Origin of the sequence: Micromonospora sp. NBRC 110037 (assembly GCF_001652995.1) — a bacterium.
Lineage (GTDB): Bacteria > Actinomycetota > Actinomycetes > Mycobacteriales > Micromonosporaceae > Micromonospora > Micromonospora chalcea.
Genome location: NZ_BBVA01000010.1, coordinates 124714 through 138356 on the forward strand (window position 1 = coordinate 124714; position 13643 = coordinate 138356).

At 72.0% G+C, this 13643-nt stretch carries 14 protein-coding genes; 10 read left to right on the forward strand and 4 right to left on the reverse strand.

Annotated elements, in window-relative coordinates; translation table 11 throughout:
• Together A4R25_RS25945 and A4R25_RS25950 are read left to right on the forward strand one after the other, a co-directional pair.
• The coding region (locus A4R25_RS25945) for a HAMP domain-containing protein (RefSeq protein WP_157539163.1) at window positions 1-2711 on the forward strand (2711 nt) is incomplete at its 5' end.
• Window positions 2708-3265 (forward strand): two-component system response regulator, encoded by a 558-nt coding sequence (locus A4R25_RS25950; RefSeq protein WP_013283536.1) that lies wholly within the window; start codon window positions 2708-2710, stop codon window positions 3263-3265. The genes A4R25_RS25945 and A4R25_RS25950, both read left to right, overlap by 4 nt.
• 4 nt (window positions 3266-3269) lie before the next feature.
• On the opposite strand, the gene A4R25_RS25955 is transcribed toward A4R25_RS25950, so the two are convergent.
• The gene (locus A4R25_RS25955) at window positions 3270-3797 is read right to left on the reverse strand and encodes a GbsR/MarR family transcriptional regulator (RefSeq protein ID WP_231915637.1); all 528 of its coding nucleotides are present in this window, start codon (window positions 3795-3797) and stop codon (window positions 3270-3272) included.
• A gap of 53 nt (window positions 3798-3850) precedes the next feature.
• On the opposite strand from A4R25_RS25955, the gene A4R25_RS25960 reads away from it, so the two are divergent.
• Window positions 3851-4744: an ABC transporter ATP-binding protein gene (locus tag A4R25_RS25960; protein WP_043327413.1), complete on the forward strand. Its 894-nt coding sequence runs from the start codon at window positions 3851-3853 to the stop codon at window positions 4742-4744.
• The gene (locus tag A4R25_RS25965; RefSeq protein ID WP_064448399.1) at window positions 4741-6333 is read left to right on the forward strand and encodes an ABC transporter permease; all 1593 of its coding nucleotides are present in this window, start codon (window positions 4741-4743) and stop codon (window positions 6331-6333) included. The genes A4R25_RS25960 and A4R25_RS25965 overlap by 4 nt, the downstream gene beginning before the upstream one ends.
• Window positions 6334-6427: 94 nt before the next feature.
• Here the strand turns inward: A4R25_RS25965 and A4R25_RS25970 are convergent, their stop codons facing one another.
• On the reverse strand, window positions 6428-6760 hold the full coding sequence (locus A4R25_RS25970) for an STAS domain-containing protein (protein WP_043327409.1): 333 nt from the start codon (window positions 6758-6760) through the stop codon (window positions 6428-6430).
• A 144-nt stretch (window positions 6761-6904) separates the two neighbouring features.
• On the opposite strand from A4R25_RS25970, the gene hemL reads away from it, so the two are divergent.
• From hemL to ccsB, 6 genes are read left to right on the forward strand one after another with little or no spacing between them, the layout of a single operon-like run.
• Window positions 6905-8242 carry a glutamate-1-semialdehyde 2,1-aminomutase gene (gene hemL / locus A4R25_RS25975; RefSeq protein ID WP_064448400.1) on the forward strand — a complete coding sequence of 446 codons (1338 nt, stop codon included), beginning with the start codon at window positions 6905-6907 and terminating at the stop codon, window positions 8240-8242.
• A 2-nt stretch (window positions 8243-8244) separates the two neighbouring features.
• Window positions 8245-8892: a histidine phosphatase family protein gene (locus A4R25_RS25980; RefSeq protein WP_013283542.1), complete on the forward strand. Its 648-nt coding sequence runs from the start codon at window positions 8245-8247 to the stop codon at window positions 8890-8892.
• Window positions 8892-9467, forward strand: a complete 576-nt coding sequence (locus A4R25_RS25985) for a TlpA disulfide reductase family protein (protein WP_030500717.1) — start codon at window positions 8892-8894, stop codon at window positions 9465-9467. Before A4R25_RS25980 ends, A4R25_RS25985 begins: the two co-directional genes overlap by 1 nt.
• Window positions 9467-10333 carry a cytochrome c biogenesis CcdA family protein gene (locus A4R25_RS25990; protein ID WP_064448401.1) on the forward strand — a complete coding sequence of 289 codons (867 nt, stop codon included), beginning with the start codon at window positions 9467-9469 and terminating at the stop codon, window positions 10331-10333. Before A4R25_RS25985 ends, A4R25_RS25990 begins: the two co-directional genes overlap by 1 nt.
• The gene (locus tag A4R25_RS25995) at window positions 10333-11952 is read left to right on the forward strand and encodes a cytochrome c biogenesis protein ResB (RefSeq protein ID WP_064448402.1); all 1620 of its coding nucleotides are present in this window, start codon (window positions 10333-10335) and stop codon (window positions 11950-11952) included. The genes A4R25_RS25990 and A4R25_RS25995 overlap by 1 nt, the downstream gene beginning before the upstream one ends.
• Window positions 11952-12917, forward strand: coding sequence for a c-type cytochrome biogenesis protein CcsB (ccsB, locus tag A4R25_RS26000; RefSeq protein WP_064448403.1), 966 nt, complete (start codon window positions 11952-11954; stop codon window positions 12915-12917). Before A4R25_RS25995 ends, ccsB begins: the two co-directional genes overlap by 1 nt.
• Here the strand turns inward: ccsB and A4R25_RS26005 are convergent.
• Both A4R25_RS26005 and A4R25_RS26010 read right to left on the reverse strand, forming a co-directional pair.
• Complete coding sequence (locus A4R25_RS26005) at window positions 12886-13110, reverse strand: hypothetical protein (RefSeq protein ID WP_043327397.1); 225 nt, start codon at window positions 13108-13110, stop codon at window positions 12886-12888. The two genes, ccsB and A4R25_RS26005, sit on opposite strands and share 32 nt — an antisense overlap.
• Window positions 13111-13154: 44 nt before the next feature.
• Window positions 13155-13625: a MarR family winged helix-turn-helix transcriptional regulator gene (locus A4R25_RS26010; RefSeq protein WP_043327395.1), complete on the reverse strand. Its 471-nt coding sequence runs from the start codon at window positions 13623-13625 to the stop codon at window positions 13155-13157.
• Window positions 13626-13643 lie beyond the last annotated feature (18 nt).

Sequence of the window (13643 nt, forward strand, 5' to 3'; positions counted from 1 at the left end):
TACGCGGCGTCGCCGGCACCTGGCGGGACCTGACGGACAACGTCAACTCGATGGCGTCGAACCTGACCGCGCAGGTCCGCAACATCGCCCAGGTGTCCACTGCGGTGGCGAAGGGTGACCTGTCGCAGAAGATCACCGTGGACGCGCAGGGCGAGATCCTGGAGCTGAAGTCGACTGTCAACACGATGGTGGACCAGCTGTCGTCGTTCGCGGACGAGGTGACGCGGGTGGCCCGTGAGGTGGGCACCGAGGGCAAGCTGGGTGGTCAGGCCCAGGTCAAGGGCGTCTCGGGTACGTGGCGGGACCTGACCGACAACGTGAACTCGATGGCGTCGAACCTGACCAGCCAGGTGCGGAACATCGCCTCGGTCACCACCGCCGTGGCGAACGGTGACCTGGGTCAGAAGATCACAGTGGACGCGCAGGGCGAGATCCTGGAGCTGAAGAACACCGTCAACACGATGGTGGACCAGCTCTCCTCGTTCGCGGACGAGGTGACGCGCGTGGCGCGCGAGGTGGGCACCGAGGGCAAGCTGGGCGGTCAGGCCCAGGTCAAGGGCGTCTCCGGTACGTGGCGCGACCTCACCGAGAACGTCAACCAGCTCGCCTCCACGCTCACCACGCAGTTGCGCGCGATCGCGCAGGTCTCCACGTCGGTGACCCGCGGCGACCTGACCCAGCGGATCAACGTGAAGGCGCAGGGCGAGGTCGCCGAGCTGAAGGACAACATCAACCAGATGATCGTCACCCTCCGGGAGACGACGAAGAAGAACGCCGAGCAGGGCTGGCTCGACTCGAACCTGGCCCGGATCGGTGGTCTGCTGCAGGGCCAGCGCGACCTGGGCGAGGTCTGTCGCATGATCATGATGGAGGTGACCCCGCTGGTGGACGCGCAGCTCGGCGCGTTCTTCCTGGCGGACAGCTCCGAGGGCAGCATGCGGCTGCGGCTCACCGCCTCCTACGGATACGTGGCCCGGGGGCACGACGTCACGTTCGGCCCGGGTGAGGGGCTGGTCGGGCAGGCCGCGTTGTCCCGCCGGACCATCCGGGTCAAGGCGCAGCCGGACGGGCGCCTCGTGGTGCGCTCCGGGCTGGCCGACACGCCCCCGGCCGACCTGGTGGTGCTCCCGGTCCTGTTCGAGGGCGAACTGCTCGCCGTGATCGAGTTCGCCGGCGTGGCCACGTTCTCCGACCTGCACCTGGCGTTCCTGGAGCGGCTGGTGCTCACCATCGGCGTCGCGGTCAACACCATCCAGGCCAACCGGCGTACGGAGGAGCTGCTGGCGCAGTCGCAGCGGCTGGCGCACGAGATGCAGGACCAGTCGGCCGAGTTGCAGCGCACCAACGCCGAGCTGGAGGACAAGGCGAAGCTGCTGTCCGAGCAGAAGGCCAACATCGAGACGCAGAACCGGGAGATCGAGCTGGCCCGCCTCGGCTTGGAGGAGAAGGCGCAGCAGCTCACCCGGGCGTCGGCGTACAAGTCGGAGTTCCTGGCGAACATGAGCCACGAGCTGCGTACGCCGCTGAACTCGCTGCTCCTGCTGGCCCGGCTGCTGGCCGAGAACCCGGAGCGCAACCTCAGCGCGAAGCAGATCGAGTTCGCGCGGACCATCCACGGCGCCGGCTCGGACCTGCTCTCGCTGATCGACGACATCCTCGACCTGTCGAAGATCGAGGCGGGCCGGATGGACGTGGAGCCCACCGAGATCCAGTTCGCCGAGATCCGGAGCTACGTCGAGCAGGCGTTCGCGCCGCAGGCCGAGGAGAAGGGCCTGGACTTCCAGGTACGGGTCAGCAGCGATCTGCCGCCGGCGCTGGTGACCGACGCCCAGCGGTTGCAGCAGATCCTGCGCAACCTGCTCTCCAACGCGGTGAAGTTCACCGACAACGGCGCGGTGACGCTGCGGATCGGGCCGGCGGCCGAGAACGCCGTCTTCGACGTGCCGGCGCTGACGAACGCGCAGCGGGTGATCGCGTTCACCGTGATCGACACCGGCATCGGCATCTCCGACGACAAGCTGTCGCTGATCTTCGAGGCGTTCCAGCAGGCGGACGGCACCACCAGCCGGCGGTACGGCGGGACCGGCCTGGGCCTGTCCATCAGCCGTGATCTGGCCCGCCTGCTCGGCGGCACGATCACCGTCTCGTCCGCGCCCGGTCAGGGTTCGACGTTCACTCTCTTCGTACCCGATGTGCTGGCGCCGGACGCGGTGGTGGCGCCGGCGCCGCCGTCGCCGAGCCGCGCGGGCCTGCCGTCGTCGCTGCTCATGCCGATGGAGCTGCCGCAGCCGCAGGAGACGCCGGCCACCCGGCGGCTGGACGGCGTGACCGTGCTGATCATCGACGACGACGTGCGGAACGTGTTCGCGTTGACGTCCGCGTTGGAACTGCACGGCATGACCGTGTTGTACTCGGACAACGGGGCGGACGGCGTCCGCCAGCTCGCCGAGCATCCGGAGGTGGACATCGTCCTGATGGACGCCATGATGCCGGACCAGGACGGGTACGAGACGACAGCGCAGATCCGCCGCAACCACCGGTTCGCGGACCTGCCGATCGTCTTCCTGACCGCCAAGGCGATGCCCGGCGACCGGGAGTCGGCGCTCAGCGCCGGCGGCAGCGACTACATCACCAAGCCGGTGGACCTGGACGAGCTGATCGAGCTGATGGCGTCCTGGATCGGCCGCAGCCGAGGCGAGGAGAACGCGTGACGCAGACGGCCAAGGCCCTGCTGGTGGACGACCGGCGGGAGAACCTGATGGCGCTGGAGGCGATCCTCCAGGGTCTCCCGGTGCAGTCGGTCGCGGTGGAGAGCGGCGAGGCCGCGCTCAAGCAGCTCCTCGTGGACGACTTCGCGGTGATCCTGCTGGACGCCCAGATGCCCGACATGGACGGCTTCGAGACGGCGACGCACATCAAGCGGCGCGAGCGCACCCGGCACGTACCGATCATCTTCCTCACCGCCGCGGACAAGGACGCGCAGCTCGCGTTGCGCGGCTACGCGGCGGGTGCGGTCGACTACCTGACCAAGCCGTTCGATCCGTGGGTGCTGCGGGCGAAGGTGACCGTCTTCGTCGACCTGTGGGTGAAGACCCGGCAGCTCGCCGCCCAGTCGGACCTGGTGCGGGAGCGGGATCTGCAGTGGCGGCACCTGACCGACGCGGTGGACGAGGCGACGGCGCTGCTGCGCGCCGACGACGACCCGTCCACCCGCGAACGCGCGGTCGAGCTGCTGGAGCAGGCGCGCTGGGGCAACACCCGCTGACGGTTCAGCCGCCGGCCGGGCCGCCGTGCCCGGTCGCGGCCCGCCGGGCCCGCCACCGGTCGCCGAGCGATTCCAGTTCCTCCTGTACGAAGAGGAAGAAGTCGCGCATCTCGGCGACCCGTTCACCGGCCGGGGTGCTGCGGCCGTGCAGCGCGTCGACCCCGCCGGCGGCGATGTCGATGAAGTTCTTGTAGAGCGTGGTCTTGGTGATCGTCGCCTCGTACCAGGGGTTGTCCGGCATCCGGTAGCGGTCGCGCCGGGACCCCTTGACCGGCTCGCGGACCAGCATGGCGAACTGGGTCAGGTAGCGGACCGCGCCGCTGACCGCCGCCGCGCTGACGCCGAGCCGTTCGGCGATCTCGCCCGCGGTGAGCGGGTCGTCGGCGCTCATCACCGTGAACAGGACCCGGGCGGCCATCCGGGGGAAGCCCACGTCGGCGAAGGCCATCGCCATCCGCTCCACGAAGAGGTGGACCTCCTCCTCGTCGTCGTGGCGGAACGGCTCGTTCATGGTCGGCTCCTCGACACTCACCCCGTGACCCTACAGTCTTCACAAGTTTGTGAAACGAGCGTAGCTTCTGAATTATGGAAACGGCAATCGATGTGTCCGGCCTGGTGAAGACCTTCGGCCGCACCCGGGCCCTCGACGGGCTCGACCTGACCGTCCGCACCGGGGAGGTGCACGGCTTCCTCGGCCCGAACGGCTCCGGCAAGTCGACCACCATCCGGGTGCTGCTCGGCCTGCTGCGGGCGGACGCGGGGGCCGCCCGGCTGCTGGGCGGCGACCCCTGGCGGGACGCGGTCGCGCTGCACCGCCGCCTCGCGTACGTGCCCGGCGACGTCACGCTCTGGCCCAACCTCAGCGGCGGCGAGGTGATCGACCTGCTCGGCCGGATGCGCGGCGGGCTCGACCCGAAACGCCGCGCCGAACTGCTGGACTCCTTCGAGCTGGACCCGCGCAAGAAGGGCCGCACCTACTCCAAGGGCAACCGGCAGAAGGTCGGCCTGGTCGCCGCGCTCGCCTCCGACGTCGAACTGCTCATCCTCGACGAGCCGACCTCCGGGCTCGACCCGCTGATGGAGGAGGTCTTCCAGCACTGGGTCCGCCGCGCTGTCCACGACGGACGCACGGTGCTGCTGTCCAGCCACATCCTCGCCGAGGTGGAGGCGCTCTGCGACCGGGTGACGATCATCCGGGCCGGCCGGACGGTGGAGTCCGGCACGCTCGGCGACCTGCGCCACCTGCACCGCACCGCCATCGACGCCGAGGTCGCCGCGCCGCTCGACGGCCTGGCCGACCTGCCCGGCGTACACGACCTGCGGGTCGACGGGCGGCGGGTGCGCTTCGACGTCGACACCGCCGCGCTCGACGCCGCGCTGCGCCGGCTCACCGAGCTGGGCGTACGCAGCCTGGTCAGCACGCCGCCCACGCTGGAGGAACTGTTCCTGCGGCACTACGAGACGGCGGACCGGGCATGAGCACGCTCACCGGCACCCGCCACCTGGTCCGGCTGATCCTGCGCCGGGACCGTCTCCTGCTGCCGCTGTGGGTGCTGATCCTCGCGGTGCTGCCGATGACGTACGCGGCCAGCTTCGCCGGGCTGTTCCCGACCGCCGCCGAGCGGGCCGCGTACCTGGAGGGCACCGCCCGCAACCCGTCGATCGTCGCGCTGCTCGGCCCCGCCTACGGCGACAGCATCGGCGGGCTGACCGCGCAGCGCAGCGGCTTCCTGCTGCTGATCGTCGCGCTGGCCAGCCTGCTCACCGTCATCCGGCACACCCGCACCGAGGAGGAGGCCGGCCGGCGGGAACTGCTCGGTGGCAACGTGCTCGGGCGGCACGCCGGGCTGACCGCCGCGCTGCTCGTCACGTACGCGGCGGATCTGCTGCTCGGCCTGCTCACCGCCGCCGGGCTGGTCGCGACCGGGCTGCCGGTCGGCGGCTCGCTGGCGTACGGCCTGGTCACCGTGCTGACCGGCGTCGTGTTCGCCACGCTCGGCGGGCTGGCGGCCCAGTTGACCGAGACCGCGGGTGGGGCGCGGGGCATCGGCCTCGCCGGTCTCGGCGCCGCGTTCGGGCTGCGCCTGGCCGGGGACACGGCGGGCAACGACTGGCCGAGCTGGCTGTCCCCGCTGGGCTGGGCCGCCCGGGTCCGCCCGTACGAGGGGGAGCGGTGGTGGGTGTTGCTGCTGCCGCTTGCCGCCACGGCACTGCTCGCCGCGTTCGCGTACCCGGTCTCGGTCCGCCGCGACCTGGGCGCGGGCGTGCTGCCGCCCCGGCTCGGCCCGGCCGCCGCCGGTGGTGGCCTGTCCGGTCCGTTCGGCCTGGCCTGGCGGCTGCACCGGGGGCAGGTCCTCTGGTGGTCGGTCGGGTTCGGCCTGCTCGGGCTGATCCTCGGTGGCGCGGCCGAGGCGGCCGGACGGTCCGTCGAGGGCAGCCCGCGGATGGAGGAGATCGTGGCCCGGCTCGGCGGGGCGTCCGGGATGGCCGACGCCTACCTGGGCGTGACGCTGAGCCTGGCCGGGCTGGCCGCCGCCGGATACGGCATCCAGGCCGCGCTGCGGATGCGCGCCGAGGAGTCCGCCGGGCACGCCGAGCCGGTGCTCGCCACCGGCACCCGCCGCTCGACCTGGCTGCTCTCGCACGTGACGTTCGCGCTGCTCGGCCCGGTGGTGGTGCTCGCGGTGACCGGGCTCGCGACCGGCCTGACGTACGGGCTGAGCACCGGTGACGTGCCCCGCCAGCTGGGCCGGATGCTCGCCGCGGGCCTGGCTCAGGTGCCGGCGGCGTGGGTGCTGGCCGGGCTCGCCGTGCTGCTCTACGGCCTGCTGCCCCGGCTCGCGCCGGTCACCTGGGCGGTGCTGGCGGTCTGCGTGCTGCTCGGGCAGCTCGGCGCGGTGCTGGAGCTGGACCAGTGGCTGCTGGACCTGTCCCCGTTCACGCACACTCCGCAGGTGCTCCGCGACGCCTGGACCCCCACCCCGCTCTACCTGCTCACGGCCCTGGCGGTGACCCTGGCCACGGCTGGCCTGCTCACCTTCCGCCGCCGCGACCTCCCCGTCCTCTAGCAGCGTTGATCTTGCACTTGCGGCCCCGGCGAAAGGGGTGAATCACCCTCGTGGAGGGCCGCAAGTGCAAGATCGCGGAGGAAGGAGGGCGGGGCTACGGGGTGGCTTCGTTGCGGATCATCAGGGCGCTGCGGAGACCGGTGATGTCCAGGACGCGGATCAGGAAGTCGCCGACGTTGGTGAGTATCAGCAGGCACTGGGCATGACTGGCCTTGCGGCTGAGCACCACGAGCGTGCCGAGGCCCTGCGAGTCGCAGAACGTGACCCCGGCCAGGTCGAGCACGATGCGCGGGGGCGGATCCGCCAGCACCTCGTTGACCACCGTCGAGAGCTGGGCGGCCGTGAGCATGTCGATCTCACCGGCCAGACGAAGCACTGCTTCGTCACCGGTCCGCTGTACGGCGATGGACAGTTCGGCACGATCCACCCGGTCAGCCTATCGCGATCTCGACCGACGGGCCTGTCGAGCGGATCGCTGGCGGCCTGCCGCCGCTCACCGGGGTGAGCCTGGTAACCCCCGTCGCGGGGTGCGTGCCAGGCAGTGCTCCGACGCTGACACAATGGGCCCATCGTGACCGAGACGCTTTCCGCCGGATCCGGCCGCTACCCGGCCGACGCCCCGGCCTCCGAGGCCCTGTTCGACCGCGCCAAGGCCGTCGTGCCCGGCGGGGTGAACTCTCCCGTGCGCGCGTTCCGTGCCGTCGGCGGCACCCCGCGCTTCATGGTCCGGGGGGAGGGTCCGTGGCTCTTCGACGCCGACGGTCGTCGGTACGTCGACCTGGTCTGCTCCTGGGGCCCGCTCATTCTCGGCCACGCGCACCCGGCAGTGGTGGAGGCGCTGCGCGAGGCCGCCACGCTGGGCACGAGCTTCGGCACGCCCACCCCGGGTGAGGTGGACCTCGCCGAGGAGATCATCGCGCGGACGCCGGTCGAGCAGGTGCGCCTGGTCAACTCCGGCACCGAGGCGACCATGTCGGCGATCCGGCTGGCCCGCGGCTTCACCGGCCGCTCCAAAATCATCAAGTTCGCCGGCTGCTACCACGGCCACTCGGACGCGCTGCTCGCCGCCGCCGGCTCCGGCGTGGCCACGTTCGGCCTGCCCGACTCGCCCGGCGTGACCGGCGCGGCAGCGGGCGACACGATCGTGCTGCCGTACAACGACCTGCGCGCGGTCGAGGAGGCGTTCGCCGCCCAGGGCCAGCACATCGCCGCGATCATCACCGAGGCCGCCGCCGGCAACATGGGCGTGATCGCCCCGCGCGACGGCTTCAACGCCGAACTGGCCCGGATCGCGCACGCGCACGGCGCGCTGCTCATCGTCGACGAGGTGATGACCGGGTTCCGGGTGTCCCGCGCCGGATGGCACGGCCTCGACCCGTCGGACGCGGACCTGTGGACGTACGGGAAGGTCATGGGTGGCGGCCTGCCCGCCGCGGCGTTCGGCGGGCGCGCGGAGATCATGGCGAAGCTCGCCCCGGCCGGCCCGGTCTACCAGGCCGGGACGCTCTCCGGTAACCCGCTGGCCTGCGCCGCCGGACTGGCCACGCTGCGGCTGGCCGACGACGCGCTCTACCGGCGGCTCGACGAGACCTCCGCCGCGCTCGGCAAGCTCACCACCGAGGCGCTGTCCGCGGCCGGCGTGCCGCACCGCCTCTCCACCGCCGGCAACATGTTCTCGGTCTTCTTCACCGACGCGGACGTGCGCGACTACGACAGCGCCCGTACCCAGGTGGTGCCGGCGTTCAAGGCGTTCTTCCACGCGATGCTCACCGGTGGCGTCTACCTGCCGCCGAGCGCGTTCGAGTCGTGGTTCGTCTCGACCGCGATCGACGACGCGGCGTGGGAGCAGATCGCCGCCGCCCTGCCGGTGGCGGCGCGGGCGGCGGCAGCGGCGGGAAGCGGGGGGTAACTATGGCGGAGACCGTGGTGCACGTGCTGCGGCACGGTGAGGTGCACAACCCGGACGGCATCCTCTACGGCCGCCTGCCCGGGTTCCGCCTCTCCGAGCTGGGCGTGCAGATGGCGAAGGCGGCCGCGCAGGCGCTCGCCGACCGGACCGTGGTGCACGTGGTGGCCAGCCCGCTGGAGCGCGCCCAGCAGACCGCCGAGCCGATCGCGGCGCAGTTCGGCCTCTCCGTCGGCGTCGACGAGCGGCTGATCGAGAGCGCGAACTGGTTCGAGGGCAAGAAGGTCTCGCCCGGTGACGGCTCGTTCCGCGACCCGCGCAACTGGTGGGTGCTGCGCGACCCGGTGACCCCGTCCTGGGGCGAGGCGTACCGGGCCATCGCCGAGCGCATGTTCGCCGCGCTGCACGCCGCCCGCGTCGCCGCCGAGGGCCGCGAGGCGGTGCTCGTGTCGCACCAGCTCCCGATCTGGACGCTGCGCCGGCACGTCGAGCGCAAGCGCCTCTGGCACGACCCGCGCCGCCGCCAGTGCGGCCTGGCCAGCCTCACCTCGTTCCACTTCGACGGCGCCAAGATCGTCGGCATCGGGTACTCCGAGCCGGCCGCCCACCTGGTGTCGATCTCGCCGACCGCCCGGACGGCCAAGGGGGCCTGATGCTCACCCGGAGGCTCGCCGCCGCCCTGCTCGCCGCCGTCACCGCCGGTACGGCGCTGGTCGGCTGCTCCTCCGGCAGCCAGGAGAGCCGGTGCGCGGCCGACGGCTCCGTCGTCACCTGCGCACCCGACCAGCGCTCGAAGACGCCGAAGGTCAGCGGTGAGCTGCTCACCGGCGGCGGCTACGACATCTCCCGCGACCGCGGCCAGGTCGTCGTGGTCAACTTCTGGGGCTCCTGGTGCGCGCCCTGCCGTGCCGAGGCGGACGACCTGGAGGACACCTACCAGGCCACGAAGGGCTCCGGCGTGACGTTCCTCGGCATCAACGTGCAGGACAGCAAGGACAAGGCGCTCGCCTTCGAGGAGGGCCGGGTCACGTACCCGAGCATCTTCGACCCGGCCAGCCGGCAGGCGCTCAACTTCGACATCCCGCCGAACACCACCCCGGCCACCGTCGTGCTCGACCGCGAGGGCCGGATCGCCGTGGTGATCCGCCGGGCCGTCACCCGCGACGAGCTGCGACCGATCGTCGAGAAGATCGCCGCCGAGTCGCCGGCGCCGAACGGCGCCCGCTGATGGGCGAGACGTTCCGCCAGCTCGCCGAGTCCGGCCCGCTGCTGTTCGCGGTGGGCGCGGCCGCACTGGCCGGGCTGGTGAGTTTCCTGTCCCCGTGCGTGCTCCCGCTGATGCCCGGCTACCTGTCGTACGTGACCGGCCTGGCCGGCGCCGACCTGGAGGGTGCAAGGAAGGGCCCCCTGTTAACGCCTCCGGTAGAGGAAGGGCCCCTTGTTAACAGCGGCGGCGCGAGCGGGGGCGGTGTGGGCGTCGCCGAGCGGGCGGCGCCGGCCCGGACCACCGCGGCCGTCAAGGGCCGGGTGCTCGCCGGCACGCTGCTGTTCATCGCCGGCTTCACAGTCGTGTTCGTCGCCACCGCGATCCTCTTCTCCGGCGTCGGCAAGCTCTTCTTCCGGTACGAGCGCACGCTGGAGATCGTCATCGGCGCGCTCGTGGTGGTGCTCGGGCTCGGCTACCTCGGGGTGATCCCCGGCATGCAGCGGGAGTTCCGGATCCGCTGGCTGCCCTCCGCCGGGCTGCTCGGCGCGCCGGTGCTCGGCGCGGTCTTCGCGCTCAGCTGGCTGCCCTGCACCGGCCCGACGCTCGGCGCGGTGCTCGGCATGGCGGCCACCGAGGGGGGCACCGACCGGGCCGTGGTGCTCGCCGTGGCGTACTGCCTCGGGCTGGGGATACCGTTCGTCGTCTTCGGGCTGGGCTTCCAGCGCCTGCTCGGGGTGTTCCGCGCCGTCCGGCGCAACAGCCGCTGGGTCACCCGCATCGGCGGGGCCCTGCTGATCGCGATCGGCCTGGCGCTGATCAGCGGCGGCTGGGTGAACGTGGTGATCTGGCTGCAGACGAACGTGGGCGTGGGCGAGGTGAGCATCTGATGACGACCGTCGACGACCGGCCGTCGACCCCTCCGGCGCAGGCGCCCCGACGGCGGGTCAACCCGGTGCTGGCCCTGCTGCGCAACTCGTGGCGGCAGCTCACCAGCATGCGTACCGCGCTGATCCTGCTGTTCCTGCTCGCCGTCGCGGCCATCCCCGGCTCGGTGCTGCCGCAGCGCGGCGTCAACCCGGAACGGGTCAACCAGTGGTTCGTGGACCACCCCGACCTCGCGCCCCGGCTGGACCAGATCGGCGCGTTCGAGGTCTTCGGCTCGGTCTGGTTCTCCGCGATCTACCTGCTGCTGTTCACCTCGCTGATCGGCTGCATCCTGCCCCGCGCCCGGGACCACGTCCGCGCGCTGCGGATGAAGCCGCCGGCCGCGCCGAAGCGGCTCGAACGGCTGCCCCAGCACACGGTGCTGGAGGCCCCGGCCGCCGCCGACCCCGAGGCGATCGCGGCGGTGCTGCGCGGCCGCCGGTGGCGGGTCACCGTGCGCGGCAACGAGGTCTCCGCCGAGAAGGGCTACCTCAAGGAGACCGGCAACCTGCTCTTCCACGTGTCGCTGGTCGCCGTCCTGCTCGGGGTCGCGCTCGGTTCCTGGTACGGATGGCACGGCAACCGCATCCTGGTCGCGGGCGAGGACAACGCCTTCTGCAACACCCGTCAGCAGTACGCCGAGGCGTCGCTCGGCCCGCGCGTGGACAGCGCCGACCTGCCGCCGTTCTGCCTGACGCTGGAGAAGTTCGAGGCCGACTACCTGCCGTCCGGGCTGGCGTCCCGCTACTGGGCCACGGTGACCGTGGAGGAGCCGGGCGGCGAGGCGCGGACCGCCGGCTTCTCGGTCAACTCGCCGCTGCGGCTCGGCTCGGCGAACGTCTACCTGCTCGGCAACGGCTACGCGCCGCTGCTGAAGTACACCGACAAGTACGGCCGCAGCCAGACCAGCGAGGCGCCGTTCCTGCGTACCGGCGACTCCAACGCGACCGAGGAGGGCGTGGCGATCTTCCCGGACGCCAACGTCGACCCGAAGACCGGCGCGCGGGCCCCGGACCAGCAGATCGCCTTCGACGGGCTCTACCTGCCCACCGGGCCGGAGAGCGCGCCGTACGTGGCGTCGCAGTATCCGTCCGAGCGCAACCCGATGGTGAACCTGACCGCGTACCGGGGGAACCTCGGGATGGACGCCGGCATCCCCGGCTCGGTCTACGCGCTGGACCGGCGGCAGATCGACGACGGCAAGCTCAAGGAGATCGGCACCAAGCTGCTGCGGCCGGGGGAGAAGTGGACCCTCGACGACGGCAGCACGCTGGAGTTCGTCGGCACCAAGCCGTACATCACGCTCGCGGTCCGGCACGCGCCCGGGCAGACGCTGCTGCTGGTGGCCAGCGGCACGCTGCTGCTGGGCCTGATGGGCTCGCTGTTCGCCCGGCGGCGACGGGTGTGGTTCCGGGTTTTGCCCCCGGAGGGTGGATCTCCGACGGGCGGTAGTAGTTTGGTGGAGGCCGGTGGGCTGCCGCGCACCGAGCACCCAGGGTTCGCCGACGAGTTCGCGCAGCTCGTCGCCGCGGTGAGCGGCGACGCGCCGGACGCGCGGCGGGCGCGAGAAGGAGACGAGTGATGTCCGCACTCTCCGACCAGCTGGTCGCGTACGCGATCCTGGTGTACCTGATCGCGATGATCAGCCACGCCGTGGAGTTCGCGCTGGGCAACGCGCGGAAGGTCCCCGCGGCCGCGCCCGCGCGGGAACTGGTCGGCGCGGGCGTCGGCGGCGCCGGCGGCACCGTCGACGAGCCGGCCGCGCCGCCGCGGCCGGACCACTCCGCCGCCCGGGCCGTGCTGGCCGGCCGGATCGCCGGCTGGCTCACCGCGGTCGCCGCCGCCGTGCACCTGGGCGCGGTGATCACGCGGGGCGTCGCCGCCGACCGGATGCCCTGGGGCAACATGTACGAGTTCGTGCTGACCGGCACCTGGATCGGTGTGGCGGCCTGGCTCGTGGTGCTCTGGAAGCAGCCGTGGCTGCGCCGGCTCGGGCTGTTCCTGACGCTGGTGATGGTGCTGCTGCTGGCGTTCGCCGAGCTGAAGCTCTACGTGCCGATCGAGCCGCTGATGCCGGCGCTGCAGTCGTGGTGGTTCATCATCCACGTCTCGACGATCATCTTTGCCTCGGGCCTCTTCCTGCTGGGCGTGGTGCCCGCCGCCGCGTACCTGATGCGGGCCGGCTGGGAGCAGGGTCGCCGCAGCTTCCCGTACACCCTGGCCCGCCGCCTTCCGGCGGCGGCCGGGCTGGAGCGGTTGACCTTCACGCTGCACGCCTTCTCGTTCCCGATCTTCACGTTCGCGGTGATCGCGGGCGCGATCTGGGCCGAGGCGGCGTGGGGCCGCGCCTGGGGCTGGGACCCCAAGGAGACCTGGGCGTTCATCTCCTGGGTGGTGTACGCGGGCTACCTGCACGCCCGGGCCACGCCGAGCGTGAAGCGCAACGTGGCGACCTGGATCTCCATCGTGGGCTTCCTGACCGTGATGATGAACCTGTTCGGCGTGAACTTCTTCTTCACCGGTCTGCACTCGTACGCCGGGGTGTAGTGGCCGGGCGCGCGCTCAGCACCTCGTCCACCCGGCGCGTGACCTGGTAGGCCACCTCCGGCAGGTCGGCCAGTTCGAGGCGGTCGGCCCGGAGCGCGAACTGGGCGTGCAGTTCGCGGGCCACCGCGTCGCGGATCTCTGCCTGGAGTGGGCTGAGGCCGTCCGGGTCACCCACCACGTATGCGTCGTCCATCCGCCGATGATGAACCGCCGTCGGCGATCCTGTCAGTGACGAATTCATCCGCCGAACCAGCCGGGGACGTCGAGGCGGAACACGTCGGCGGGAACCATCCGGCGCAGGTCGTCCTCGATGGCGGCGACCCGGTCCGCGCCGAGCGTGGCCGCCCAGCGGTCGCGTAGCTCGTCGAAGACCGCCGCCGAGCGGTGCAGCCCGTCGCGGCCCTTCGCGGTCGTCCGGACCAGCTTGCGTCGGGCGTCGGTCGGGTCGTCCACGCGTTCCAGGTAGCCGAGCGCGACCAGCCGGTCCACCGTCTTGCCCGCTGCCTGCTTGGAGACGCCGAGACGCTGGCCGAGGTCGGAGGCGGTGGTGCCGTCCGGGCCGACGGCCTGGAGGACGAACCCGTGGGCCGGGCGCAGCTCGGGGTGCCCCTGGCGGGCCAGCTCGGCGTGCAGGTCGTCGACGAGCGTACGGAAGCCGGCGAGCAGGAGCAGCGGCAGCGCGAAGCCGGGGCGGTCAGGCGTTGCCACGTTCGACAACCACGTTTA